Source organism: Parasphingorhabdus sp. (assembly GCF_048267785.1).
In the GTDB taxonomy this organism is placed as follows: Bacteria; Pseudomonadota; Alphaproteobacteria; order Sphingomonadales; family Sphingomonadaceae; genus Parasphingorhabdus.
Genome location: NZ_JBLWWU010000004.1, coordinates 23,174 through 49,904 on the forward strand (window position 1 = coordinate 23,174; position 26,731 = coordinate 49,904).

Genomic DNA, 26,731 nt, shown 5'->3' on the forward strand with positions numbered 1-26,731 from the left:
ATTATAATGCTTGAAAATAGTACGATCCTCATAACCGGCGGGACCGGGTCATTCGGACACGCATTCGTGCCAATGACGCTCGAAAAATATAATCCGAAAAAGCTGATCATTCTGTCTCGTGATGAAATGAAACAGTGGGACATGGCAAAGAAATTTGAAAATGATCCCAGAGTTCGGTTTTTTATCGGCGATGTCAGGGATAGGGACCGTTTATATCGCGCCCTTGATGGCGTAGACTATGTGGTCCATGCTGCAGCGACCAAAATCGTTCCGACGGCTGAATATAATCCGTTTGAATGCATCAAGACCAATATCCATGGCGCCATGCATTTAATCGACGCATGTATCGACAAGGGCGTGAAAAAGGTCGTTGCCCTATCCACGGACAAAGCATCAAGTCCGGTCAACCTTTACGGAGCCACCAAGCTCGCATCGGACAAGTTATTTGTGTCAGGCAATGCCTATTCGGGGGAACATGGCACTACTTTTTCTGTCGTTCGATACGGCAATGTCATGGGCTCGCGAGGGTCAGTGATACCGTTTTTCATGTCAATCCGGGACGGGGGTGTCTTGCCGATAACCGATCCCCGTATGACACGGTTCATGATTTCGCTTGAGCAGGGCGTGGAATTGGTCTGGCACGCGTTTGACGATATGGTTGGAGGCGAAATTTACGTCAAAAAAATACCGTCCATGAGAGTGCCGGACATTGCAACAGTTGTCGCCCCGGAAGCCAAGCAGGATGTGGTCGGAATCCGGCCTGGCGAAAAATTGCATGAACAGATGATTGGCGTCGAAGATGCGATGTTCACTTATGAATATGCACAGCATTTCAAAATATTGCCTTCAATCAATGACTGGAACGTTTCGCCTGAACGCATAAAGGATGGCGTTCCTGTGGACGAAAACTTCACATATTCTAGTGACAATAACAGTGAATGGATGACTTCGGAACAGCTTCAAGTCTGGATCAAAGCCAACCAAGCCAAGATCGGGGTGATCTGATGATTCCCTACGGCAGACAAGACATCCGGCAAGAGGATATCGATGCCGTGGTCGAGGTATTGCAATCTGATTTTTTGACGCAAGGCCCCAAAAACCCTGAATTTGAACACCGGCTCACCGATTTTGTCGGCGCAGCACATGGTATCGCGGTCAATAGTGCTACATCTGCATTACATATAGCCTGTCTGGCCTTGGATCTCGGGCCCGGCGATATGCTGTGGACCAGCCCGATTACATTTGTCGCTTCGGCCAACTGCGCACTATATTGCGGGGCTGACGTAGATTTTGTCGATATTGATCCGGACACGTTTAACATGTGTCCCGTCAAACTCGCGGAGAAACTGGAAGAGGCAGCCAAATCCGGTACCCTGCCGAAAATAATAATTCCGGTGCATATGTGCGGTCAGTCCTGTGACATGGCCGCCATCGGAGCATTGGCGCGGCAATATGGCGTTGCGGTTATTGAGGACGCCTCCCACGCTATCGGAGGGAAATATCAGGGTCGCCCGATCGGCGATTGTGCCCATAGCGATATTACGGTGTTCAGCTTCCATCCGGTCAAAATCATTACCTCGGCAGAAGGCGGCATGGCGGTCACACAGGATGCTTTGCTCGCCGAAAAAATGGCATTATTGCGCAGCCACGGTATTACCCGCGATCCGGACCGCATGACCAAAGCGCCTGACGGGCCGTGGTATTATGAACAGATAGATCTGGGATTTAACTACCGGATGACAGAACTGCAGGCCGTACTGGGACTTTCACAAATGTCTCGGTTGGAAGAATATGTCCGCCAACGGAACCTGCTGGCAGAATATTATGATCAGGAATTGCGTGACTTGCCGTTGAAGACGCCGGTGCGTTTGAAAGATTGTTATTCCTCCTTCCACCTTTACATTATTCAACTGGACGATGCCGACCGTCACGTTACGGTTTTCGAAGGCCTCAAGGCGCGGAATATTGGGGTAAACCTTCACTATATTCCCGTGCATCTTCAACCCTATTATCGCAATCTAGGATTTGCTGAAGGTCAATTCCCGATTGCTGAGAATTATTATTCCCGCGCGATCAGTATACCATTGTACCCCACCATTGAACCCGCTGATCGGGACATTGTGATCCAAGCGATAAAAGATTGCACAGCCAAATGACCACGGTTGCTGTGTTGCAGGCGAGAACGGGATCATCTCGGTTGCCCGCGAAAGCGTTGCTGGATTTTCATGGGCTGCCACTGGCGATTTTAGCGGCAAAACGCGCAGCGTCTACAGGCCATGCGGTTATTGTTGCCACGTCGGATGACCCGGCCGACGATCATCTGGCGCAAACATGCGCCGACCATGGGATCGAGGTTTTTCGTGGGCCGCTTGATAATGTACTGCAACGTTTCGTAAGCGCGCTCGCCGAATATCCGGATGACACGCCGGTGGTACGTTTGACGGGTGATAATATCGTCCCCGACGGCTCTTTTCTAGACTTGCTGCTCAACGAATTCAAAGAGCGCCGCCTTCGTTATCTTGGTACGGCATCCGCAGAAACCGGGTTACCCTATGGCCTGAGCGCCGAGATTTTCTATCTTGCTGATTTGCGGCAAGCAAATGTTGAAACAGATTCCAGCTTTGATCGCGAACATGTCACCCCCTGGCTCAAAAGGGCCTTCGGTGCGACAATGACGACCCAGTTCACAAAACTGGCGCGCGGCCACAACCGTGTCACGGTAGACACGCTGGATGACTATCTGTCCCTGCAAAAAATTTTTCCTGACACACAGGATCCCGTTTCAATACCATGGGCTGATATTGTCGGCTTGGTAGATCACGGGTTATATCAGCCAACATCCCCCCGGCCGGCTGAAAAATTTGTTCTGGGCGGCGCACAGTTCGGAATGCCATATGGTATCGTGTCTGCAGGGCAACCTGACCAGGCTCGCAGCACTCATATTATCAAAACCGCGATTGCCAATGGGGCATCAACGATCGATACCGCACGAGCCTATGGCGAGAGCGAGAAAGTCATTGGAAAAGCGCTTGCAACCGGCTGGGAAGACCGCGCTTCGGTTGTGACGAAGCTCCCACCCGAACTGGGACTCCCGGACGATGCGGCCGACTATGCGGTCGAACTGGCCGTGCGCAATTCGATTCAGGCCTCTTGTCTGGCTTTGGGACAGCCAAAGCTCGACTGCCTACTGCTTCATCGCGCCAATCAGATGACGGCTTTAGGTGGCGCCATCTGGTCATCCTTGATGCAGATGAAAGATAACGGCACGGTGGAATCGATCGGTGTGTCGGTCCAGTCGGCAGACGAACTGAGGCAAGCACTAGATAACGGCGATGTCGATCATGTGCAGATGCCTTACAACATTCTCGATCATCGCTGGGAGGAAATGGTTCCGGCCATTCTCGCGGCGCGCGACGCCAGACCCTTGAAAATCCATATCCGAAGCGCCTTGCTTCAGGGTTTGTTGACATCAAACGACAGTGATTTATGGGCGCGCGCGCATATCACGGACCACGGCGCTATAGGCCGCTGGCTAGATAGCATGATGCAACAAACTGGCCGGACCGACAGGATTGATCTTTGTCTGGCGTGGGCACGGTCTCAACCCTGGATTGACGGCGTCGTCGTCGGCGTCGACAATATCGACCAACTCCACCAGAATTTGCAATATTTCCGCAAACCTGTTTTGGAACAGTCGGATATCAGCCTTGTAAATAACGAACGCCCCCGGGTTGACGACAACACACTTAATCCAGCCAACTGGAAGGCAGCCTAATAATGCAACCTCCGTTTGATCTGACCGGCAAGACAATTTTTATATCGGGCGCCACCGGACATTTGGGGCAGCATATGGCGAGATCCGTTGCTGCTTCGGGTGGGAACGTGCTGGTTAACGGTCGTAATGCGGTCAAATGTGAGGCACTTTGTGAGGAGCTCCGCGGTAACGGGCAGAAAGCCGAAACCGCGATCTTTGATATCACGGATTCCGAGGCGACGGAGCACTGGTTCCAGAACTACGGTGATAAAGCCTTGGATGGATTGGTGAATAATGCGTATGCAGGCGGCGGGGGAACAATCGAAACCGCACACGATGAAGAGTATCAGTCGGCTTATAATTCCGCAGTGGTTTCAGCCCAGCGCCTAATCCGGTTCGCATTGCCAGCATTGCGCAAAGCGAAACTGGACCATGGCGACGCCAGCATCGTCAACATAATATCCATGTACGGCCTGGTGAGCCCGAATCCGGCCAATTACAGTCAGCCCCAGGCTACAAACCCTCCTTTCTACGGAGCGGCAAAGGCGGCGCTAGCACAGTTCACTCGATATTCCGCTTGCGAATTCGGCGCCGAAGGATTGCGAACCAATGCCGTCGCTCCCGGCCCCTTTCCTGCACCAAATGTTTGTGCTGAACAGCCTGAATTTATCGAAAAGCTCGAGCAGAGTGTTCCCATGAAGCGGGTCGGTCAGGGTCATGAGATCGGCGGACCAGTGACGTTTCTGCTGTCTCCGGCCGCCAGCTATGTTAACGGCGCGACGCTCACCGTCGATGGGGGGTGGACGAGTTGGTAACTCCCAGATTGCAATCCGTCGTGTTCCGATGCGATGCTGCGCTATTTATCGGCAATGGCCATGTCATGCGCTGCCTTACACTGGCCGACGCCATTGCGGCCATGGGCATAAAATGCACTTTCATATGTCGCGAATTTGAAGGTCATCTAGGCCCGACCATCACGCAACGCGGGCACGATTTGCGCCTGCTACCGAAACCCACGTCCGAGGCAATGGCGCGAATAGGAGACGACGGCCCCTATACAGGCTGGCTCGGAACGTCCGTTGAACAAGATGCAGCGCAAACTGCAACCATTATCAAGAAAACCGGAGCTGATCGGGTCATTACTGACCATTATGCCATCAATGCGGATTGGCACTCAATGGCAGCTCCGACTGGCATTCCAATTTTCGCTATAGACGATCTGGCCAACCGAACACATGCATGCGATGTTTTGCTCGATCAGAATCTGGGGCGCAAAGAGGAAGATTATGCGGGGCTGGTTGACCCCTCCACAATCTCCCTTATTGGCCCGAAATACGCACTGTTAAAACCCGAGTTTGCTGAAAAACGCGCCTCTAGTCTCCTCCGCCGCCGTTCTTCGACGCTGCGAAAAATCCTGGTTTCAATGGGTGGCGTCGATGCAGATGATGCCACCTCAAAGGTTATTAATACATTGAACCATGCTGAATTGCCCATTGAAACTGAAATCACAATTGTACTCGGCCCTTCAGCACCGCACAAGGAAGCTGTCCGGCAGCGGGCAGCAACAATGCCCTATCCAACTGAGTTCAAGGAGAATGTCTCCGATATGGCGTCCCTTATGGCATCGGCAGATTTGGCGATCGGTGCCATGGGTTCAACTGCTTGGGAAAGATGTTGCCTGGGGCTACCCATTCTGGCGCTTGTCGTCGCTGACAATCAGAACAGCGCCGCCGCGGCCCTTGAAGCAACCGGGGCAGGATTGTTACTGGGCAATCTGTCGGACCCGGAATGGACTGGAAAGCTCGAAGCTGGATTAGAGCAAGCCAAAGTCCCGGAGACGCTGGAGTGCTGGTCACTTCGCGCTGCGAATGTTTGCGATGGGAAGGGAAGCCAGCGCGTATTGGCCCATATTTTGCCGGAGCTCGTTCAATGAACACCGATACATGGCCTGTTTCCAAGACTGTTTCAGTCGTCGTCGATACGGCTGGCTGGTTCGATCCTTTTGCCCAACGACTGGTGAAAGACCTTATATCTTCCGGACATCAGGCCGCACTGATACGCGACTATGACGATGTACCGGCCGGTAATGTGGCGTTTTATCTGAGCTGCATGCGGATCACGCCATTAGAGATTCTGGCTCGCAACGAACGCAATCTGGTGGTCCACGCCAGCGACTTGCCAAAAGGTCGGGGCTTTTCGCCGATAGTATGGCAGGTCCTGGAAGGGGCGGATGAAATTCCGGTGACGATGATTTACATGGCCGAAGAAGTAGATGCCGGTGAAATAGTGCTTCAGGATACAATTTACTTGGAAGGACATGAACTGAATGACGAGATGCGCGACCTGCTGGGCAACAAGATTGTCGAAATGTGCCTAGACTACACAAATTCTGCAGATTTGCCGGAATCTCGTCCGCAATCGGGAGAATCCAGTTGGTACCCGCGTCGTCGCCCGAATGACAGCCAACTTGATCCTCACCAGTCGCTAGCAGCACAATTTGAATTGTTGCGTGTGGTCGACAATGAGCGCTATCCTGCCTTTTTCGACTATCGGGGCTTTCGATATACGTTGCGCATAGACAAACAAGGCGCCATCCCTACGAGTGAAACCAAAGGTTAGACTATGCACCCTACCGTAACTATCAACGGTCGTCCGATCGGCCCCGACCATCCTCCCTATGTGATTTGCGAATTATCGGGAAATCACAATGGCTCGCTCGACCGCGCCTTGCAACTGATCGATGCGGCGGCGGCTACTGGCTGCGACGCGATCAAGATACAGACCTATACGCCCGATACCATGACCATCGACAGCGACCGGGATGAGTTCCGGATCAAGGGCGGCCTATGGGACGGCTACACACTTTATGATCTGTACAAGGAGGCGCATACGCCCTTTGAATGGCACAAGGACATGTTCAAACGAGCTGCAGAGCTTGGAGTCACAATGTTCTCGACACCTTTCGATGAAACGTCAGCAGATCTTTTGGAGGAACTCGGCGCTCCGGCATATAAAATTGCATCTTTCGAGGCCAATGACGTTGCCCTTATCGCTCATGTAGCGCGCAAGGGCAAACCCATGATAATCTCCACCGGACTGGCAAACATGGGCGAAATTGAACGAGCGACGAATGTCGCTCGGCAAAACGGTTGTGAGGAGTTGATTCTGCTGCATTGCATCAGTTCTTATCCGGCACCATCGGACCAATCCAACCTGCGTACGATGCCTCATCTTGCGGAGGCTTTCGGCGTGGTCGGCGGACTATCTGATCACACCCACGGCTCAGCAATTTCCGTAGCAGCCATTGCACTTGGCGCATCCGTGATTGAAAAACACTTCACTTTGGCGCGCGCAGACGGCGGGCCCGACGCAGCCTTCAGCCTGGAGCCTGACGAATTTAGACGACTATGCGACGATTGCCGCAATGCGTGGACCTCGCTTGGCAAGGTGTCCTATGAAACCAAAGCTGCCGAAGAGGCGAATCTGGTCTTCAGACGTTCATTATTTGTCGTTGAAGACATTGCCGAAGGAGAGGAGCTAACAAGCCAGAATATACGGTCCATTCGTCCTGGCTACGGGCTTCAACCGCATTTGATGGGTACGGTATTGGGCAAGCGCGCGCGCGGCGCGATTGCACGCGGAACACCACTTAGTTACGATTTAATAGGGTGAACTCGAAATTGCCTGCATGGCTGTATCCGAAGCTTGTACGATTGAGCTTTTCGCAACAAACAGCTTTGTCATGATCACCATAATTCTTTCACGCCGCATGAGTGAGATTATTCGCTTGCCGACGTGGTCGCGATCAAGTTGAACGGAATATCGCCCCGATGACGTTTTCCGAATTTTATCACATGCTTGCGGGACGATCGAAGGAGCTTTGGCTCCGGATCGTTCTCATGGGCGGAATTCAGCTGATAAACATGATACTCGCATATTTGGTATTGCCAGCGAAATACGGACAAATCGCCTTAGCTGCATTTGTCGTTAAAAACTGTCATCAAGCAGTACTCGGCTTGAGTCAGGGTTACATATATGCCCATTTCAACCTCAAAGGAAAATATCTGGGAACATATGCTCCGGCATATCTTGTCCTTGGCCTGATTTATATCATTGCTACCAGCTTGTTCATGGACATGCCTCTGGCGCTTGCGGGAATAGCTCTGGTGGTTATTTTTCTGGTCGAGCCCTATTTGCGGGTCCGCAGAGAATTCAGTGTGATATTGATTCCTGAATTTTATTTTCTGGTTGCGGTGCTGGCAGCTACCGCCGGATCGATGCTCGATATCGACATATCCGAGCCCCTGGCGGTCTTTTCTCTCTGCTCCATATTCACTGCACTCTTTATATTGCGTTTCTGGAATCGATCACTCAAGGATTTTCTGCAGGAAGCTACCGGGACCCATTTTTCGTGGCGCAATTTTATGCTGCTCGTTCGGAGCGGTTCACAAGCATATTTTTCTACCATACTCGCTTTTTTCGTACTGGTTATCGACCGTGCCTATATCACCGAAATGTATGGCGATTCTGTTCTCGGTACATTCATGCTGGCTTTTCAATTCTGTCTGGCGATCACACTTTTGTCATCGCTTTTTAACGCGACATCGGTTGTTGATTTTGGAGAGTTAATGCAAGGTGAGCGAAAAACTATGCTAGTGCACCTGCGCAACAGATATAATATTTCACTATTCGTGAACGCGGTTTTATGGTTTGCGATCATAGGGTTTCTTTTCGTTTTTGCGCAGATCCTGTTTCCAGAGTTTGAAGGACTTCTGATAATTACTGCCGCTCTCGGGATTGGAATCGTTGCCCAAGCAGCATTCAATGCCGTTTCACCTGTTCTATTTCATCTCGACAAGCAATTCATAACCAATATATTCTTCGCGGCAGTTTTGGTAGCCAAGGTCGCGGCATATCATATTTCATTTGAAGCAGGTCTCACTGCAATCCCGGCCATTGTGATCCAGAGTGGAATTCTGTTTGTTGGCGTAACGGGCAGCAGCCTTTACCTGTATCGCGTTGTCAAACAATGATAGATTTGACATTCAGTCTAGCTGGAGGGAATTACAAACATGGCCTTGCTCGGTAAGATACGGCATCATGCACAACGCCAGATAAAAGGTTTTGACAATCGCCGGAAGTTTGCCCGGCTGGTTGGCGCAACGCTTCCACAAGCGCCCGATCCAATAGATCCGGATGCGATACGCATTACTGGACAAATAAGGCAGGATGGGCTTGCGGTCCTCCCGAAAATTATATCGCAATCGCAGATCAAGGATATTCTATCCTATCTATCAAATCATAAAGTGGAGAACCCCTATCGCCCCGAACTTGGTCAGTTCGAAGTCGGCGACCGCACCAACGGGTCAAATATCGGTGCCTATAGCAGCGAAGTTTTATCCCGATGCCCACATCTCTTGGAAATCGCAAACACGCCGATCGTATTAGATGTTATTTCTAGCTTCTTTGGAAAAAAGCCGACCCTGTCAAAGATCGCACTTTGGCACAGTTTTGCAACTAATCAGGCCGCTCAAAACGCCGAGAACTATCACCGCGATGTCGACGATGTACTTTTTCTGAAATTCTTCATTTACTTGACCGATGTTGATGAGATGTCCGGTCCGCACGTATTCATTCGCGGTAGTCAGAACGATAAAAAGTTTCTTGATATCAGAAGATATTCTGACTCGGAGATCGAAACCAGTTATCCAGCAGATGATGTATTGAAGATTACGGGCAAATCGGGCTCCGCTTTTATTGAAAACACCTATGGCCTGCATAAAGGTCTGGTTGCCCGTGCAAAATCACGCATACTTCTTCAGTTCGAATATAGCCTTTTCCCGATTGGCGCCTATAATTATGAACATGGATATATTGATGCCGCTCGGTTCGATAGTTACATCAACAGACTGCACGCTGCATGAGAAAATTGATTAAAGCATGCTTTATCAGCGCTGGTTTTGTTCGACAAAAATTTGTCGGAGCCATTGCTCGCATTCGTGCCTGGGCACTATTGCCCGATATTGGCCCCGGGTCTCGGTGTCCCTTGTCGGTGGATTTGAAATTCCCCTCCAACATCCGCGTCGGCAGCCGTGTTGCCATTGGTCCCGAATGCACAATCGGCGCAAAGGAAATAGTGACCCTCGAGGATGATGTTCGTATTTCAAAAGGCGTGACGATTGAAACTGCCAGTCTGGATTTGAGCAAGCCGGTACCCTATCCTCACGTGGCGGGCGCCATAACGATCAAGCGGGGCGCTTGGCTTGGCGCACGCTGCATCGTACTGGGCGGGGTCACGATTGGAGAATATGCAGTGATTGGCGCGGGTGCAATTGTCTCAAAGGATGTTGCTCCCGGTGAGGTTGTGGTATCGGCCCGGTCACGTGTCATTACGACGATCACGCCGGTTCAATAACGCCATGGATCGGATTCCCGGTCGCATCCCGATCAATCAAGGTAGCTAAGAAATGGTGTCACCCCCTGTGCTGGTTTATGTGCGTCCCTGGAATATGGCGCAATTTAGCGATCTTGCGCAAGGAATATGGCCAGACGTGTCGCAAGTTCATGTTTCCGAACATGGAGCTGTCGATCAAGGTGGCCTGAAAACGGCGTTTTATGCTGCCTATAAGCATATTTCGGAAGACTTGCAGCCGCTGTGTCTTGCCGAGGATCAGATCGCCGATATCCTATTGCGCTGCCGCCTTTTGCGCTCGATTCCCTTGCGCCGAGCCCGGCGGCTATTGCTTGCCGCAGAGCAAGCGATTGAAGAAGTCCTGGATCATCACAAACCCAGAGCCATGCTCTCAATCACCGTCGACAGCTATATTCTCCAGATTTTCTACCTCGCCTGTCAACGCCGGAACATTCCCTTTTATGGCTTGGTCCCCAGTTTCATAAATGGCTATTTCCGCCTCACCGCCATGGGCGAGCGGGTTGTTGCACGCGACGTCCCTCAGCAAGAAATAGACGCTGTTACGGAACAATTGCTGAGCACCAGTTACAAACCGGATTTTCTGCCGAAATCTTCCCATGCCTTGCGAACAAAGGCCCGAAAGCTCTGGCGTCGCAATCTCGTCAAGCCGGCATATTTTGAAGCCCGGCGGCGCCTGTCCGGCGATCCGCTAAATTATCATTATTGGAGCACGTCAATCACCGCCCGGCGATATTGGTCGTTGCGTATCCAGGATTACGATGGATGCATTCCCCGCAACAGAACTGATCTGCCAACTATATCGCTCGAAAAGCCTTTGATTTTTCTGCCTTTACAGATGTCACCAGAGGCAACCATCGATTATTGGAGTACCGATACCAGTTGGATCGACTATGAAGCCCGGGTTTTAAAATTGCTTAAAACTACCGCCGATAGTCACACAATTCTGGTCAAAGAACATCCTAATTTATTGGGTTTCCGTAGCCCCGGATTCTACCGGCGGCTGGCAGAATGCAGCAATGCAATTCTGGTGGATGCCGGAGTATCAGCAAACCAGCTGATTCAAATCAGTGATGGAGTCATAATTTGTACGGGTACTGTCGGGTTTGAAGCGGCACTGAGAGGCCTGCCGGTCTATACGAATAGTGCACCCTTCCATCTGCCAGATAATGTAGCGCTGCCGCTTGAAGAGCTTGCAAAGCCATGTCCAGCACGCCAAAACAACATCACAGTTCAGAAATTGATGATTCGCCATGTGTTGGAGGGGTTATTGCCCGGAGAATTCATTAACGATGGATCCTGGCAACAAGGCCGCAACCCCCAGTCTGAAATGATAAATTCGCTCCGACAGGCTATCGAACGAGGAATTTAGCGTAATGCGCTTGAGTCAATTCAGTCTGGTCGACAGGATGTTTATCCTGTTTATCGGCTTAGTGATAATCCTGTCGTTTCCCGCGACGCTGTTCCGTCTTGCGGGGATAGAATTTGTTGCGGACTATTATTTTGACACAGTATTTCTTATCTTTACTGGCCTTGCACTGGCAAATTTTCTACTCGCATTAAATGTCCGTGTCCCGGAACCTGTATTTGTAATTTCTCTCGTTGGATTCCTTGTATTTATATTCGCGATCGGAGTCGTTCGTAATACGGAAGACCCGATAGGAGGATTACGGTATTTTGTACTGCCATTGATAGCTTATCTATTACTGATCGGGCGAAGCTATCTGCTATTTTTCATAACCTCAGAGCGATTCTGGAAGCTGGTTATGATAATGCATATTCTCGGCCTATCAGTATATTATTCGGGAATTCTTGGGCCGATGTATCCCGGTATCGGCGAGACATCAATTGCCTACGCAGCAATCTTTATGTTCGCCAACGGCCATCCTCTATTATTGCTTGCCGCACTGGTGATGATCTTCCTCGAAGGCAAACGGAGCGTCCTTTTTGCGATGCTAATCACGCTCGCATTCATCAGACTCATCAAGTTCAGCGCAGGCGGCCGATTGCTATACTCGGCTATTGCCGGTCTTCTGGCCTTAATCGTGCTGGGCGTATTTCTTTACGTCATTGCCGACGGGGCAGGAAGCTCAACAACAGTGGCCCGGATTAACTATATCAATCCGTTTTCTGACCAATTTGACCTTTATCTTGGCTCTTCAGGCCGATTTGGCGAGCTTGAGAGCTTTTGGCAGGGTAAGACTGTGATGGAGATTCTCACCGGATCTGGTTCTGGATTCAAATATGAATGGGATCTTGGCTTTGCATCTTCACAATCGGGAGAAGTTAAAGGCTATTTTCATATGTCGATAGCCAACTATATTGCAGTCGGGGGGCTCGTGGGTTTTGCAGTATTTATTTACCTGGCGGCATTTCCCTTCAAGGCCAGCCAATTAAAACTGCCGTCAAAACAGCGAATGACTTTGTTTGGTTTCGGTTTTTATTCGATCGTACAGAGTTTTTTTGGCTTCACCCTTGCTGTGGATACCGTCGCTCTTATCTTCATTATCGGTCCGGCGGCGCTGCTGAGTCTTCACACATCCCGCTCCAGAAACTCATCTACTCCGGTGCAGCCGCAGCGGAGTACCGCCTAAATGTGTGGCATAGCAGGATATTCCCTTCGACCGGGAAAAACGGATCGTACAGCCTTCCCATCACATGCAAAACCGGACCTTGTAGCAGCATTGGCTGCCATCCGGCATCGCGGTCCAGACGGCAGCGGCATTTTCGAGGATGCTGATAATCGGATCGGCCTGGGGCACGTCCGGCTGTCCATCATCGATCTGCATGAAACCGGCGCGCAACCGATGCAAAACCCGGACAATGAAAATGGCATGGTGCTGTCCTATAACGGCGAAATATACAATTATCTGGATCTTCGCGCAGAGCTGGAAGGGCAAGGTTACAAATTTCGCGGTACCTCCGATACGGAAGTATTGCTGCAACTTCTGGAAATTCAGGGACTGGACGCTGTTCACGCGCTCAACGGGATGTTCGCATTTGCCGCATATGATCGTGCCGCTGACCAGGTAACAATCGTACGCGATGCCTATGGGGTAAAACCGCTATATTATACTGAAAACGAGAATGGCTGCTTTTTTTCCAGCGAAGTTCGCGGGCTCATTGCCATGGGGGTTACTTCAGACGCTCCGGCAGCGGATGTTGTCGGTCGATATTTGACCTTTTTGTGGAATCCCGGCACGCAGACGCCTTCGCCCAATATTCGCACGCTGGCCCCAGGCGAAGCGATCACCATCAAGGCCGGCAGAATCGACCGCCAATGGCAATGGTTCCGGTCACCCACCTTGCAGCCGCAGCCGGTTTCCCAGGACGTGCACAAGACCATCGTGAACACCGCCACGCATCTGCGCGACGCCGTCCATCGACAGATGATAGCGGACGTACCAGTCGGCGCGTTTCTTTCCGGGGGTCTGGATTCCAGTGCAGTGGTTGCTTTCGCCCGGGAACATGCGCCCGATATCAAATGTTTCACAATTGACCCCACGGGTGGGCCGGAAGAAGGTACCCCGGATGATCTCCCCTATGCCCGCCGTGTAGCAGACCATCTTGGCGTTCCCCTGGAATTGGTAAAGGTTGATCCCAATACCATGGCGCGAGATCTCGAGATGATGGTGGCCCAGCTGGAGGAACCGCTGGCAGATCCGGCCTGCTTGAACGTGCTTTATATTTGTCAACTTGCGCGGGAGCAGGGGATCAAGGTTCTGTTATCGGGATCTGGCGGTGACGATTTATTTACAGGCTATCGTCGCCATCGAGCGGTAGCATTTGATCGCCACTTCAAGCATCTTCCCACTGCAGTGCGCCGCGGTTTCAGTTCCTGCAGCTCGTTGCTAAATCAGAAAAATCCGTTTCAGCGCAGGGTTGCCAAATTTCTTTCGGGCTTTGCACTGAATGGCGATGAGCGCTTGATCAATTATTTCGCATGGACGGCCCGGAGTGATATTCTCGCACTCCTGTCGGATTCTGCGCGGGCGGCGGTCAGTGACGTGGACTTTACCGGGCCGATGCTCGATTATCTGGAGGAGATGGACGAGGGAATTGATGACATCGACAAAATCCTGGCCCTCGAACAGCGCTTTTTTCTCGCCGAGCATAATCTGATTTACACCGATAAAATGTCGATGGCTGCCAGCGTCGAAGTTCGTGTTCCATTTCTCGATCTCGAGCTTGTTTCCTACGCTGCCACTATCCCCCATCACCTCAAGCAGCGGGGCAAGGAAGGCAAATGGATATTGAAAAAAGCCATGGAGCCTTATCTGCCCCATGACGTCATCTACCGCCCGAAAGCCGGATTCGGGGCGCCGTTGCGGCATTGGCTGCGCGGCGAGTTGCGCGAAATGATGCAGGACCTCCTGTCTTCTGAAAGTCTGAACCGACGCGGTATTTTCAATCCCGACGCCGTTCAGGCGCTGATCGCTGATGATGTGGCGGGGCGCAAAGATGCCAGCTACACTATCCTTTCAATGATGTGTCTTGAATTATGGTGCCGCAATAATCTAGGGGGGACCGATACTGAAAACCGGAAGTATTCAGCCAATAACGCAAACGCGGCATGACTTCCGGGAACCTCTCTAGATTTAGGTCTTATCACTGATTTATGAAACAAATATTGCAAGATATGTCGAATGGCGAAACCCGCCTTGTCGAATCTCCCGCGCCACAGCCACGGAATAATCATCTACTGATCGAAACCGCTGTCTCGCTGATTTCCACCGGGACCGAACGGATGCTTGTTGATTTTGGCAAGGCCAACATGATTCAGAAGGCACGCCAGCAACCCGACAAAGTGCGGCAGGTTCTGGAAAAGGTTCAGACTGACGGATTAATGACCACTGTAGAAGCAGTACGTTCAAAACTCGGGCAACCGTTGCCGCTTGGCTATTGCAATGTAGGACGGGTTATAGGACTGGCTACCGGGAACGGAAATTTCCAACCCGATGACCGGGTGGTTTCCAACGGCCCGCACGCCGATATCGTGCGCGTACCGACAAACTTGGCCGCAAAAATCCCGGACGGGGTCACCGATGAGACGGCTTCATTCACTGTAGTAGCGGCAATCGGTCTGCAGGGAATTCGTCTCGCACAACCAACTCTGGGCGAAGCATTTGTTGTTACCGGAGTGGGACTGATTGGTCTTTTGACCGTTCAAATGCTCAGAGCTCATGGCTGCAGAGTACTTGCGATTGATTTTGATCCGGCCAAGCTGGAACTGGCGCGCAGCTTTGGTGCAGAAACCTGCAATCCCGGCGCGGGAGAAGATCCTATATCGGCAGGCATGGCATTCAGTCGCGGTCATGGCGTGGATGGCGTAATTATTACAGCATCAACCAAGTCGAGCGATCCGGTGAGCCAGGCTGCAAAAATGAGCCGCCAGCGGGGAAGGATTGTTCTGGTTGGCGTGACCGGACTGGAATTGAGCCGCGCCGACTTTTATGAAAAGGAACTGTCGTTTCAGGTTTCCTGCTCTTATGGACCGGGCCGCTATGACGCCGCATATGAAGAAGGCGGGCAGGATTATCCATATGGATTGGTACGCTGGACGGAACAACGCAACTTCGAAGCCGCGCTCGATCTGATGGCTAGCGGCCAAATTGATGTCTCCAATCTAGTCACACACCGGTTTCCATTTGAGAGCGCGATCGATGCGTACAAGATTTTGTCCGAAGACAAGTCCGCTCTGGGACTGATACTAAACTACGATCACCCCAAAGGCCCCGCTCGCCAGGTGAGCAGCGTGGCTCTTCGTCCTCCTTCTGTGGCAAGGATCACCGGTGCCCCGGCGGTGGGAGTGATCGGCGCTGGGAACTATGGTTCACGCGTTCTGATTCCGGCGTTCAAGGCGGCAGGGGCCAATATGCACAGCCTCGCATCGTCGGGTGGTTTGAGCAGTGTGATACATGGAGAACGCAATAATTTTGAAACAGCGACGTCAGATACCGATGAACTGCTGAACAATCCCGAAATCGATGTCGTGGTTATAGCCACACAACACAATACCCATGCTAGAATGACTGCTCAGGCGTTGCGCGCTGGCAAGCATGTATTCGTTGAAAAGCCATTGGCCTTGACTGCCGAGGATCTGGAATTGGTACAAGCGGCTCATAGCGAATCCGATGGGCTATTGCTTGTCGGATTTAATCGCCGCTTTGCCCCCCAGATACAAAAAATGAAGCAGCTGGTTTCGACAGTGTCAGTTCCGAAAACCTTTGTAATGACCATGAATGCCGGCGCAATACCGGCGGACCACTGGACACAATCTCCGGAAATCGGCGGTGGGCGTATCGTGGGAGAAGCATGCCATTATATCGATCTGATGCGGTTCCTTGCTGGCAGTCCTGTGACGTCCGTTCAAGCTCGGCGCATGGGCCGCACCGCTGCAGAACCTCAGGTAGATGACAAGGCAGCCATCATTCTCGGCTTCGCCGACGGCTCGTTCGGGACGATACATTATCTGGCAAATGGTGGTGCAGCGTTTCCCAAGGAACGGATTGAAGTCTTTTGCGAAGGACGCACACTGCAACTCGATAACTTTCTGAAGCTCAAAGGCTTCAACTGGCCGGGTTTCCGCAAAATGTCCCTCATGCGCCAGGACAAAGGGCAGAAGGCCTGCGTGCAGGCCTTTCTGTCTGCAATTGGCACTGGCGATGCATCGCCTATTCCAGCAGACGAATTATTCGAGGTCGCCAGGGTTTCATTGGAAGTCAGCGAAATCCTTCAGGAGCAAAATGATTGATCATCTGAGGCGTTCGGGGCGATGCCAACGATTGGAGCCAAGCATTGAAGCCGTCTGATCTCTTTCGACTATTTCGTACGGTGCGATATTTGCGTCGCGAGCAAATTATCGGCCGCGTCATGTTCAAATTGCACAAACCCCACCCCGATCTATCGCCCCCACCTGCACTGCGCGTTCCTTCCGGGCCGTGGGTCGATGGAGCAAGGCGTCGGCCAAGCCTGTCAGGAGCGACTGAATTTAACGTGCTGGGAAACCGGTGGGATATTGGTGAACATGGATGGGATTCCCAGCATATCCCTAAACTTACACGCTATAATCTGCACTATTTTGATGACCTGAACGCAGCCGGTGCGGAATCGCGCCGTGCCTGGCATCACGCTCTGTTAAGCCGTTGGATCGTTGAAAATCCGCCCGCTGAGGGCAGTGGGTGGGAACCATATCCGCTTTCCCTGCGCATCGTGAACTGGATCAAATGGGCGCAGACCATCAAATTCGGCCTGACGCCCGAAATGATAGAGAGTCTTGCAACACAGGTGAGATATCTTTCCCGCCGGCTTGAATGGCATATTCTCGGCAATCATCTGTTTGTTAACGCCAAGGCTCTGGTTTTTGCCGGGTTGTTTTTCGAGGGCGTCGAGGCGGACGACTGGTTGCGCACCGGCTTGTCAATTCTTGACCGCCAATTGAGAGAACAAATCTTGGCTGATGGCGGACAGTTCGAACTCAGTCCGATGTATCATGCCCTCGCAGTCGAGGATTTGTTGGACCTGATAAATATTGCCCGGCGGTACGAAGCATTTTTGCCTCCTGATGCTTTGGCACAAGCCGGAAATTGGGCTGCCCATCTGCCCCGAATGCTAAGCTGGCTTCAAACAATGTCTCACCCCGACGGTCGCATCGCGTTTTTCAATGACGCCGCTTTCGGGATAGCTCCGGAGAATAGCGAGCTCTATGACTATGCCCGAAATCTCGATATAAACCGGCCATTGTCGCTCGACGAAGGATTACACCTGTTGCCTGAAAGCGGCTATTGCCGCCTCGCGCAAGGACAGGCAGTGGCGATTGTTGATGTGGCTGAAGTCGGTCCCTCCTATTTGCCCGGCCACGCCCACGCAGATACGCTCAGCTTTGAATGGTCATTGGGAAATCAGCGCATTGTCGTCAATGGTGGAACTTCCGTTTATGGAACCGATGCCCAGCGGCAGCAGCAGCGGGGAACCGCGGCACACTCAACCCTTGCTATCGACGCGCACAATTCGTCGGAAGTCTGGAGCGGATTCCGGGTGGGTCGGCGTGCGCAGGTCAGCAATATCTATAGCGATGCTTCAGGGAAAGCCCTGGTCGTCGGCGCCACCCACAATGGCTATAGCCATCTACCCGGACGTCCCCTGCACCGACGCGACTGGAAACTTGATCACAACAAGCTAATAATCACAGACCGGGTTGATGGGCGGGGCCGCCATACTGCAGAGATCAATTTTCACCTGCACCCAGATGTGCAAGCGGCGCCGGGCCAAGGACACGAAATTGATATCGTCCACAAGAACGGTGAGAAACTGGCGACAGTCATAGCATCCTGTATTGATGGAATTGAGATTGCGAAGAGTAGCTGGCACCCGGAATTCGGTATGTCCATCGAGAGCCAGTGCCTTCGTATTTCCTTGGCAGGGGAAGCACCTCTATCCAATCAGACGACATTCAAATGGAGCGGGTTTTGAAAATACTGATCTTGAGCTTCTATTTCCCTCCCGATTTGAGTGCGGGTTCTTTTCGTACTTCCGCTTTGGTCGATGCATTGAAGCGGCTCGGTCACGAGCAACTCGAAATAGATGTGATCACAACTCAGCCCAACCGCTATTCGCAAATCGCCGACACCGTTGATGCGATTGAAGATCACGGGTGGCTCCGGATAAAACGGATAGAACTTCCCGCACACAACAGCGGGATGCGCGATCAGTCCGTCGCGTTCGCGAAATTTGCGAAAAAGGTCCTGGACCTCACGAAGGGCAATAATTGGGATATGGTTTATGCCACATCGTCACGTCTGATGACTGCGGCTCTGGGTGCGCATGTGGCACGACGACTAAAACTACCGCTATATCTGGATATTCGCGATCTTTTCCTGGACACTATGAATGACGTACTGAGCGGCAGCCATGCCCGTCATCTTCTGCCGGTCTTCAAATGGCTCGAAAAGAAAACTTTTCAAAAAGCAACGAGGATGAGCATCGTTTCCGAGGGCTTTCTGGATCATCTTTGCGGCATCACGTCCAGCAGTAAATTTTCTGTTTTCACAAACGGGATTGACGAGATATTCCTGACCAGCGATTTTCGCAAAACCACCAAGTCAACGGACCCGACCTCGCTGCCTTGTATTTTATATGCCGGAAATATTGGAGAAGGTCAGGGTCTGCATCACATCCTCCCTCAAGCTGCTGTCGCGCTGCAGGATATTGCAAGGTTTCGCGTGGTTGGAGGCGGCGGGCGGGCGCCGCTTTTACACTCCATGCTCGACCAAACAGGCCTACCCGACGGCGTGGTCGAAACAAGTTCTCCTGTCCCTCGAGCAGAGCTCCTTGAGGAATATCGACAGGCCGACATTCTATTCCTCCATCTGAACGACTATGACGCATTCAGAAAGGTTCTACCGTCCAAGATTTTCGAATATGCCGCAACTGGAAAACCCGTGGTTGCGGGAGTGGCCGGTCATGCGGCTGATTTTTTGAAACAGCATGTGCCGCATGCCGAGGTTTTTGATCCCTGTGATGTCAATGGCATGATCGCTGCCGTGAAAAAGGCTGTCAAGGCTCCTGCTCATGTAGATCGGTCGGATTTCTGTCATGCCTATGCCAGATCTGCAATCATGGATCGCATGGCCAAAGAAATGCTCACGCTTATTTCCTCTTCGAAATCTGGGACCTGATTTGTCGACCCACATTATGAAACGGTTCACGATGGAGCACGCTTACTTATGAAAATTGTAATAACCGGAGCAAGTGGGTTCGTAGGGCAGTTGCTTGTCCCCCGGCTCGCCAAGCGGGGAATAGATCTGCTTTTGGTGGGGCGAAATCAGAAACAGATGGAAGCGCTTTTCCCCGATTTCCAAACTTGCGATTACGATCAGATGGAGGCTCTCGGTAAAGGTGCAGACATATTGCTGCACCTCGCTGTCGCGAACACAAATTCGAACTTGTCTGATGCGGAATATCAATCTGTAAATGTCGATTTCTTGATGGAAATTGCCGCCCGGTCTCGAGCTGCTGGCATTCGACATTTTATAAACGCATCGTCAATCCATGCTTTGGACGAGACAAACTCTTCGGTTTATGCCCGTTCCAAGCGCGCGGGCATCCATGCGCTTTCAAGTCTAGATGGGATAAAGGTACATACTATATATTTGGCCGCTGTTTACGGCGAGCGCTGGGCAGGGAAACTGGCAATTCTCAACAGATTACCCAACTCTTTGGCGGGAAGATTATTCCTTCCAATTGCCGCCTTGAAGCCAACTTTGCATGTGGACGCCATAGTTGATTATCTGCTTGGGCCGTTTGCGGTCGATGGACAAGAATATCCGGTCATTCTTTCAGACGATAAGTCGGATAACCCGTTTTATTCCGGAACGAAGCGGCTGATAGATTTGATGTTCGTTCTGCTAGTGACTGTTTTTATGGGTTGGATGATGCTGCTGGTTTGGATAGCGATCAAGCTGACGTCGTCCGGGCCAGGGGTGTTCAAGCAAGTCCGCGTCGGCAGAAACACAGAACCCTTCACTTGCTATAAATTTCGCACCATGAAAATTGGTACCAAGCAATTGGGAACCCATGAGGTTTCGTCAGCTTCGGTGACCAAACTGGGTGCATTTCTCCGCAAAACCAAGATTGATGAACTGCCGCAGATTATCAATATTCTGCGAAACGAATTGAGCCTCATTGGACCTCGTCCGTGCCTACCCAATCAGGAGGAGCTGATTGGTGCCCGCAAGCATCTTGGCGTATTCAGGATCAAACCGGGGATCAGTGGTTTGGCGCAAATCAATAATATCGACATGAGCACCCCAGAATTATTGTCGCGGTGGGACGCCAGATATATCGCACTAAGAGGATTGATTCCTGATTTATCAATCGCGGCTGCGACTGCGACCGGGAAGGGGCAGGGAGACAAAATCATCTGACCAACCCTCGAAATTTCTCCTTTGCTGTCGAGTTCTGACTCACCCCAAATATTGATTATTTTGTACCAAAAATCAGGTTATCTAGTGAAAAATTTTGGAATTTGACGCTAGAACCAATCGCTGCCAAGGGTGGAATATGACATCACTACTGACCCAGCATCGATCATTCGACCAACATGTGTCGCTCCAATTGGATTCGTTGAGGGGACTATCTGCACTGGCAGTACTGATTGGTCACAGCTTTCAGGTATTCATTGCGCCAGTTTCACCAAATCTGTTCCCAGTATTCGGCTTAATGGCACAAGCTGCGGTTATGATTTTCTTTGTTTTGAGCGGTTTCCTGATTACAAAATCTATAACGCGAAATTCTGCTCGACCCAGTGGCTTTTCAATAGGCTCGTTCGCGAGAGACCGCTTCAATCGAATCTATCCGCCCTTGGTGTTCGCGATAGTCTTGGTCGTTGCCCTGTTCGTGCTGGCTCCTTACTTTTTCCCCAGTAGATCACATGACTTCCTCCCGGGAGGAAGTTTTATTGCGCGAGATGGCTTTTTTGTTGGCTTTCCAGAGGTGGCGGGGACGCTAATATTTCTCAACGGCTTCGTTGTTGAAAATATCTCGGCGAATGGTCCGTTGTGGAGCTTATCATTCGAGGTCTGGTACTATGTAGTCGCCGGTTTCATTGCCTGGCGGCCAAGACTGGGATTACCGATTGGCATCGCTATTCTGGTGGGTCTCGCTCTTTCGAATACTCTATTTGGTATCTATTCGATCATTTGGTTTGCTGGCGCGGTCGTAGCAATGCTCCATAATCACGAAATCAACGTCAAGCCCATCGCATATACCGGTGCTATCAGCAGCGGCATCATGGCCCTAGCCATTGGCACTCTATATTGCCTCCAGGCGACAACTACGGCGACACCTTCCGATTTAACGGTATATCTCTTGGTAGCTTTCAATCTTTGCTCGGGTTTGTCGTTTGCCGCGTTCCTATATCTGATTGTGATAGGCGTGGTATCCTTCAAACCGTGGCTGCCGACATCGTCGCAATATTCCTATACTCTTTACGTGACCCACCTGCCGATTTTATTGTTCATATTTGGTATCGTTCAGCCCAACATCTTAGATCGGCCCCTACTCAGCTCTATAACCGCCGCGTTGGCGTTCCTGCTGGCGATCACATTGGCAGCATTTGCTGCACCCAAAGTTGAGAATTTTGTTCTCATCAAAAAATATAGAAAAGATAGTCCCACCCAATAATCGGGCGAGACCCAGTGCTCGTCCGCTCCCTCTCAGCGAACGGGAATCTGCTACGCAGAATATTATGGTTTTGAACGAAATAATGACACGGGTGTTTCCCGTCAGATCTTGGAAGTTATCAGAAATTGTCAACCGGATACTGATCAGGCGATACCGGCAGGTTCATAGCTCTGGCTATAATATTTTACAGCTATAAGCAGGCAGCATCACGGCAAAGATTTCAGATTAAACTATGGGTCTAAGAGATATAGAATCTAATGAAAGGTCAAATCCATCGAGGCCTTCGTCGGATCTGCCAACGACAGAAAGCCAATAATATTGACATTCGGATTTTTCATTGCTGATTTTACTGATAACCGATTTTTCAAGAAGTCTTACTTTTATCGGATTTGATTTTGCTATGTTTTTCTCCGCGCAAGCAAGATCGAGCGACAAATGTGCATTGCTCGGTATGGCTTGATCCAATGCGACACGCAATTGCAGCAACTTTTTTGGTAGCTTGATGATTTGACGCGCAAACACACCCCCAGAACCTCCGATCGCGCTCATTTTCAGTTTTCCATCAGCAATAGACGCGCCAAACTGTCCGTTCATCGTCAACTGCCAATCGATAGGCGGATAATCATTTTCCGATGCGAAATTCCCGTTTCGAATAATCAATTTACGATTTTTTGAGTCCGTGAACAAATCGTACAATTCTTCGGCGGAAACATATTGCTGTTGCCTTATCAAAGCTTGAATAATTCTGGAATCCCTAGCTTCGGTTCCGTTTCGTTCTCCCCGATTAAACGTCGCTTTTCTCAATTCCGCAGCATTATCGATTGCTTCGGGTGTAGCCAACGCTTGTAGCCAAAAGCTCTCTACCCATGGTGGTTTGTTGCCCAGAAAGTCCGCCATGGGATCAACAAAATCGTCATTTTCAAGCGCCTTTGCCAAGATGGGAAGCACTATGGGTTCAGAGGATGAACTGGTTCGCAGAGCACTGTCATAATAGCGAAGGATCGAAGGGATGTTATTTTCTGCAGCACTATTCACGATCAGCCATCCGGTCACCAATTGTTCGCGGCGGGACAGGTTATAGGCCTGCTCTATCAGTTGACGCTGGCGATTGCTGTCCGTCGTCAGGGCAATCACCGTGACAGCTTCTGGGGTCAGGGGCTCTCTCTCAAAAGCTTTTTTAGCCTGCCTCAGCGCTTTGTCAGAAACGACATTTGCAAAATTGCCATTATTCTGTGCAATATCCAACTTCACCCGATTTGACGAAACAGTCTCCGCTGCAAAGCCGTTAAGTGGCACAACAGCCATTGCAAGATCCGGAGCCTTGTTCTTTGAGATAGCGCCAATTGCTGACAGGGCTGACAGAGAACCTATCACGACAGCTATCGCCCAAATCACGACTTTTCTTAACATTGGCGGGTCAATCGTCGATGAATCTCACACCTCTTCCGCTGTTTTGCTGCCGTAGCTATATTGATATTCATAACTGTAACCATAGCCCGGCTGCTGTTGAACTTTAGTTATAATTCCGCCAAAAATATGAGCGTGGGCATTCCGAATCCGTTGGATGGAAGATTGTATATCGCGGAGCTTTGCCCCTCCAGATTCAATCGTGTAAATTACACCTTCTACTGATCTGGCCAGCAATGGAATGTCGGCAAAGCCCAGAACCGGCGGGGCATCGATAATAACCGTATCATAACTTTCACCGAGTTTAGCGATCAGTTCGATTATGCGGTTACCACTAAGGAGTTCTGCAGCGTTGGGTGGAATTGGACCGGCGCTCATCGCGTCAAATCCGAAAACATCAGATTTATGGATCAATTTGTCGAGATCATCATCCCCAGCCAGATAGTTGCTGAGTCCGTGAATATTTTTTTCGCCAAGCATCGAGTGGAGAGACGGATTGCGCATATCTCCGTCCACCATGAGAATTCTCTTCTTCGAACTCGCCAGAACAGTCGCCAGAGCCAGCGCAGACGTACTTTTCCCCTCGTTTGGTCTGGTACTGGTCAACAGGAGGGATTTTGGAACTCCATGATCGGTCAGAAAGGTAAGACTGGTGGTGATTGACAGATAAGCCTCCCACGCAACCGATTTTTTATCCGACAGACTGGCAAGAATGTCTTCTTTGCTGACATTGGGGATGGAACCCAGCGAAGCGAGCCCCAATTTGCCTTTCATCTCGGCTGGCTCTTTGATTGTCTGGTCAAGCTGCTCAACTATCAGAACATAGCCCCCAGCTACGGCCAGACCGACAAATATTGCCAAAGCCAGATTCAATAGAAGCAAAGGACTGGAAGGACTGTCGGATGGCTTGGCCCGGTCAACCAGAGCAATATTATTGGTGCCCACGCCGGCAACGCCAATTTCCTTGTATCGCTGCAACAGGCCATCGTAGAGTTGCCGATTGGTATCCACTTCACGCTGCAGGATATTATACTGGAAGGAATCCCTGCGTTCACTACGGAACTGGTTTTTCAACTGGTTCACCTGTGCGCGTAATTTCTGCTCCCGCTCCGCGGCTTCACGATATCGGGCATTTGTTCCGATCCGTGAACGCCGTTCCTCGGCCGCAATACTTTTGTTCAAGGCCGCAATTTTGGACTCGAGCGCTTTTGCGGCGGGATAGCCAGGCTCAAATTGTGTCATCAACTGTGCATATTCGGCCTGTACAGTCGCACGCTCTCCTCGCAAGATGTTCAGGGTAGAATTGTTCAGCGCGTTTTTATCCCCCGATGACTGGCGCGCTTCACTAGCTGCTGCAATGAGGTCTGCGGTCGCCCGCGCCAACTCGTTGTTAAGTGTTTCAAGGTTCGTCGATGCGAGGGTTTTTTGAGAAACGGTTTTACCCTCGTTCGTTTGTGTCGTGGATAAAGTGATGATTTCCTTGCTATCGGCATAGCCTGATAGATTACGTTCGGAATCCTCCAGCCGTTGCTTGAGCTCTGCCAGCTTTTCTTCAAGGAATTTCCTGGCGTCGGAAGTGGAATTAAATCTCCGGTCCAGATTATATGCGATAAACTCATCGACCCATGCGTTTGAGATTTCGGCCGACAACGCCGCGTCTGGACTTTCAAAGCTGATATCAACCAGACTTGAACCTTTCACGGGAATGATATCGACATGGTCTATCAGTATTTGGGTCGCCAGTTCCAGCCGTCTGTTTCTCTGAGCCGCAGATTGTGCATTTCCGGTTCCGGACAGCAAGCCACCATCAGGCTCAACGCCAAAAATTTCAAAAAACCTGTCTTTTGAAGTGAAATTTCTTGTTCTGGCAACGCGTTCGGCAAGCGACCGAGATTCAAGAAGCGCATATTGCGTCTGGTAGAATTCAAGCTGCATGCCTGCATTCTCTCCAGAGCTAACAGCCTCGACATTTGTTACTTTATCTTGCTCCCGATCTATTTCTATTCTCGCGGTCGACGTAAAATAGGGGGTCATCAGCAATGTGATGATAATGCCCAGCGTAACAAAAGCCGCGACTATTGACGCTATGGCAATCTTGTGCCGCAGCACAGCGTGCCAATAGTGAAGGAAGGTGACCGCTCCCTCTGGGGTATCGCTTTCGGAATCCGGGCCCAAGAGAACCTCGTCTTGATTTTCGGTCATTCTACTCAATCTTTAACAAATATGAATCTGCAGAACCATCATCGTGTCAATATGATGAGCGGCGTAGTAATTAATGGCGATGCTTGGAGTAAATCCTTGAACAGTCTTCTTGCTTGTGAATCACCGACCACGATAACGTCATTGGCAAACACTTCAGGATCCTTGTAATTACCCCGACGAATGGCTTTTAAATTATACAAACCAGCAAGTTGCTGTCCGTCAACATTCCGGAATATAACCACATCATTCAATTTGGCAAATTCCGAAGTACCACCCGCTGTTGCAACCGCGCGCATGAGAGTCATCCGCCCAACAACCGGATAAAGTCCGGGCTTATCAACCTGCCCGTCCACCGTAATTACTTGGCTGACCGTTTCTTGCAGGTTGACCGTAACTTCCGGCTTGCGAACATATTGCCCTTGCAACCTGCGTTCAATTTCGTCCGCTAGTTCGCCCGGCGTTATACCAGATGCTTCAACCACACCGATCAACGGAAACGACAAACGCCCACTGGCGTCGATCTGAACCTCCTTGCTCAATTCATCAATCCCGAAAACATCAATTTTCAGCTTGTCGAATGGGCCAATCAAATAGGGACGATTGGAACTTAATAAATCAACCCGCGTCGGCTCGGGCAACCCGTCCCCCGCAACGTGCGTAACGTCGACACTATTACCCAAAATGGTCTGCCCACAGGATGAGAGCAATATAAGGCATCCCAGTACAAAGCATTTTTTGATCATTGTAAATTCCAT

The 26,731-nt window shown here is 50.8% G+C and carries 21 protein-coding genes; 18 read left to right on the forward strand and 3 right to left on the reverse strand.

Going from position 1 to position 26,731, the window contains the following annotated elements:
* Positions 1-6: 6 nt before the first annotated feature.
* From pseB to ACN0VD_RS04475, 18 genes are all read left to right on the forward strand, one after another.
* Positions 7-1,005: a UDP-N-acetylglucosamine 4,6-dehydratase (inverting) gene (gene pseB / locus ACN0VD_RS04390; RefSeq protein ID WP_417592017.1), complete on the forward strand. Its 999-nt coding sequence runs from the start codon at positions 7-9 to the stop codon at positions 1,003-1,005.
* Positions 1,005-2,156: a UDP-4-amino-4,6-dideoxy-N-acetyl-beta-L-altrosamine transaminase gene (gene pseC / locus ACN0VD_RS04395; protein WP_417592019.1), complete on the forward strand. Its 1,152-nt coding sequence runs from the start codon at positions 1,005-1,007 to the stop codon at positions 2,154-2,156. The genes pseB and pseC overlap by 1 nt, the downstream gene beginning before the upstream one ends.
* Positions 2,153-3,775, forward strand: a complete 1,623-nt coding sequence (locus ACN0VD_RS04400) for an aldo/keto reductase (protein ID WP_417592021.1) — start codon at positions 2,153-2,155, stop codon at positions 3,773-3,775. The genes pseC and ACN0VD_RS04400 overlap by 4 nt, the downstream gene beginning before the upstream one ends.
* A gap of 2 nt (positions 3,776-3,777) precedes the next feature.
* Entirely contained in the window at positions 3,778-4,569 is a 792-nt protein-coding gene (locus ACN0VD_RS04405; RefSeq protein ID WP_417592023.1) for an SDR family NAD(P)-dependent oxidoreductase, read from the forward strand.
* Entirely contained in the window at positions 4,554-5,687 is a 1,134-nt protein-coding gene (gene pseG, locus ACN0VD_RS04410) for a UDP-2,4-diacetamido-2,4,6-trideoxy-beta-L-altropyranose hydrolase (protein WP_417592025.1), read from the forward strand. Before ACN0VD_RS04405 ends, pseG begins: the two co-directional genes overlap by 16 nt.
* The gene (locus ACN0VD_RS04415; RefSeq protein WP_417592027.1) at positions 5,684-6,373 is read left to right on the forward strand and encodes a formyltransferase family protein; all 690 of its coding nucleotides are present in this window, start codon (positions 5,684-5,686) and stop codon (positions 6,371-6,373) included. Before pseG ends, ACN0VD_RS04415 begins: the two co-directional genes overlap by 4 nt.
* A gap of 3 nt (positions 6,374-6,376) precedes the next feature.
* The gene (gene pseI, locus ACN0VD_RS04420; RefSeq protein ID WP_417592029.1) at positions 6,377-7,426 is read left to right on the forward strand and encodes a pseudaminic acid synthase; all 1,050 of its coding nucleotides are present in this window, start codon (positions 6,377-6,379) and stop codon (positions 7,424-7,426) included.
* 158 nt (positions 7,427-7,584) lie between these two features.
* The gene (locus tag ACN0VD_RS04425; RefSeq protein ID WP_417592031.1) at positions 7,585-8,787 is read left to right on the forward strand and encodes a hypothetical protein; all 1,203 of its coding nucleotides are present in this window, start codon (positions 7,585-7,587) and stop codon (positions 8,785-8,787) included.
* A gap of 39 nt (positions 8,788-8,826) precedes the next feature.
* Entirely contained in the window at positions 8,827-9,678 is an 852-nt protein-coding gene (locus ACN0VD_RS04430) for a phytanoyl-CoA dioxygenase family protein (protein WP_417592033.1), read from the forward strand.
* Positions 9,679-9,812: 134 nt separating this feature from the next.
* A complete protein-coding gene (locus ACN0VD_RS04435; RefSeq protein WP_417592035.1) occupies positions 9,813-10,169 on the forward strand; it encodes an acyltransferase in 357 nt (118 codons plus the stop codon).
* Between the two features lie 52 nt (positions 10,170-10,221).
* Entirely contained in the window at positions 10,222-11,556 is a 1,335-nt protein-coding gene (locus tag ACN0VD_RS04440; protein ID WP_417592037.1) for a hypothetical protein, read from the forward strand.
* A gap of 4 nt (positions 11,557-11,560) precedes the next feature.
* Positions 11,561-12,778 carry a hypothetical protein gene (locus ACN0VD_RS04445; RefSeq protein ID WP_417592039.1) on the forward strand — a complete coding sequence of 406 codons (1,218 nt, stop codon included), beginning with the start codon at positions 11,561-11,563 and terminating at the stop codon, positions 12,776-12,778.
* Positions 12,779-14,761, forward strand: coding sequence for an asparagine synthase (glutamine-hydrolyzing) (asnB, locus tag ACN0VD_RS04450; RefSeq protein ID WP_417592041.1), 1,983 nt, complete (start codon positions 12,779-12,781; stop codon positions 14,759-14,761). It begins immediately after the preceding gene.
* Positions 14,762-14,823: 62 nt separating this feature from the next.
* On the forward strand, positions 14,824-16,938 hold the full coding sequence (locus tag ACN0VD_RS04455) for a bi-domain-containing oxidoreductase (protein WP_417592043.1): 2,115 nt from the start codon (positions 14,824-14,826) through the stop codon (positions 16,936-16,938).
* Between the two features lie 242 nt (positions 16,939-17,180).
* The gene (locus tag ACN0VD_RS04460) at positions 17,181-18,656 is read left to right on the forward strand and encodes a heparinase II/III family protein (RefSeq protein WP_417592045.1); all 1,476 of its coding nucleotides are present in this window, start codon (positions 17,181-17,183) and stop codon (positions 18,654-18,656) included.
* On the forward strand, positions 18,653-19,861 hold the full coding sequence (locus tag ACN0VD_RS04465; protein WP_417592047.1) for a glycosyltransferase family 4 protein: 1,209 nt from the start codon (positions 18,653-18,655) through the stop codon (positions 19,859-19,861). Before ACN0VD_RS04460 ends, ACN0VD_RS04465 begins: the two co-directional genes overlap by 4 nt.
* A gap of 48 nt (positions 19,862-19,909) precedes the next feature.
* Positions 19,910-21,109 (forward strand): sugar transferase, encoded by a 1,200-nt coding sequence (locus ACN0VD_RS04470; RefSeq protein WP_417592049.1) that lies wholly within the window; start codon positions 19,910-19,912, stop codon positions 21,107-21,109.
* Positions 21,110-21,245: 136 nt separating this feature from the next.
* Entirely contained in the window at positions 21,246-22,367 is a 1,122-nt protein-coding gene (locus tag ACN0VD_RS04475) for an acyltransferase family protein (RefSeq protein ID WP_417592051.1), read from the forward strand.
* 225 nt (positions 22,368-22,592) lie between these two features.
* On the opposite strand, the gene ACN0VD_RS04480 is transcribed toward ACN0VD_RS04475, so the two are convergent.
* From ACN0VD_RS04480 to ACN0VD_RS04490, 3 genes are read right to left on the reverse strand one after another with little or no spacing between them, the layout of a single operon-like run.
* Positions 22,593-23,777 (reverse strand): hypothetical protein, encoded by a 1,185-nt coding sequence (locus ACN0VD_RS04480; protein ID WP_417592053.1) that lies wholly within the window; start codon positions 23,775-23,777, stop codon positions 22,593-22,595.
* 24 nt (positions 23,778-23,801) lie between these two features.
* Positions 23,802-25,976 (reverse strand): GumC family protein, encoded by a 2,175-nt coding sequence (locus ACN0VD_RS04485; RefSeq protein ID WP_417592055.1) that lies wholly within the window; start codon positions 25,974-25,976, stop codon positions 23,802-23,804.
* A 38-nt stretch (positions 25,977-26,014) separates the two neighbouring features.
* Positions 26,015-26,719 (reverse strand): polysaccharide biosynthesis/export family protein, encoded by a 705-nt coding sequence (locus ACN0VD_RS04490; RefSeq protein ID WP_417592057.1) that lies wholly within the window; start codon positions 26,717-26,719, stop codon positions 26,015-26,017.
* Positions 26,720-26,731 lie beyond the last annotated feature (12 nt).

Bases quoted from the DNA above. Each gene is read 5' to 3' on its own strand.
- ACN0VD_RS04440 (WP_417592037.1), top strand. From the start codon at position 10,222: ATGGTGTCACCCCCTGTGCTGGTTTATGTGCGTCCCTGGAATATGGCG.
- pseI (WP_417592029.1), top strand. From the start codon at position 6,377: ATGCACCCTACCGTAACTATCAACGGTCGTCCGATCGGCCCCGACCAT.
- ACN0VD_RS04425 (WP_417592031.1), top strand. From the start codon at position 7,585: ATGACGTTTTCCGAATTTTATCACATGCTTGCGGGACGATCGAAGGAG.
- ACN0VD_RS04405 (WP_417592023.1), top strand. From the start codon at position 3,778: ATGCAACCTCCGTTTGATCTGACCGGCAAGACAATTTTTATATCGGGC.
- ACN0VD_RS04480 (WP_417592053.1), bottom strand. From the start codon at position 23,777: ATGTTAAGAAAAGTCGTGATTTGGGCGATAGCTGTCGTGATAGGTTCT.
- ACN0VD_RS04430 (WP_417592033.1), top strand. From the start codon at position 8,827: ATGGCCTTGCTCGGTAAGATACGGCATCATGCACAACGCCAGATAAAA.
- ACN0VD_RS04455 (WP_417592043.1), top strand. From the start codon at position 14,824: ATGTCGAATGGCGAAACCCGCCTTGTCGAATCTCCCGCGCCACAGCCA.
- ACN0VD_RS04415 (WP_417592027.1), top strand. From the start codon at position 5,684: ATGAACACCGATACATGGCCTGTTTCCAAGACTGTTTCAGTCGTCGTC.
- ACN0VD_RS04470 (WP_417592049.1), top strand. From the start codon at position 19,910: ATGAAAATTGTAATAACCGGAGCAAGTGGGTTCGTAGGGCAGTTGCTT.
- asnB (WP_417592041.1), top strand. From the start codon at position 12,779: ATGTGTGGCATAGCAGGATATTCCCTTCGACCGGGAAAAACGGATCGT.
- ACN0VD_RS04445 (WP_417592039.1), top strand. From the start codon at position 11,561: ATGCGCTTGAGTCAATTCAGTCTGGTCGACAGGATGTTTATCCTGTTT.
- pseB (WP_417592017.1), top strand. From the start codon at position 7: ATGCTTGAAAATAGTACGATCCTCATAACCGGCGGGACCGGGTCATTC.
- pseC (WP_417592019.1), top strand. From the start codon at position 1,005: ATGATTCCCTACGGCAGACAAGACATCCGGCAAGAGGATATCGATGCC.
- ACN0VD_RS04490 (WP_417592057.1), bottom strand. From the start codon at position 26,719: ATGATCAAAAAATGCTTTGTACTGGGATGCCTTATATTGCTCTCATCC.
- ACN0VD_RS04485 (WP_417592055.1), bottom strand. From the start codon at position 25,976: ATGACCGAAAATCAAGACGAGGTTCTCTTGGGCCCGGATTCCGAAAGC.
- ACN0VD_RS04400 (WP_417592021.1), top strand. From the start codon at position 2,153: ATGACCACGGTTGCTGTGTTGCAGGCGAGAACGGGATCATCTCGGTTG.
- ACN0VD_RS04475 (WP_417592051.1), top strand. From the start codon at position 21,246: ATGACATCACTACTGACCCAGCATCGATCATTCGACCAACATGTGTCG.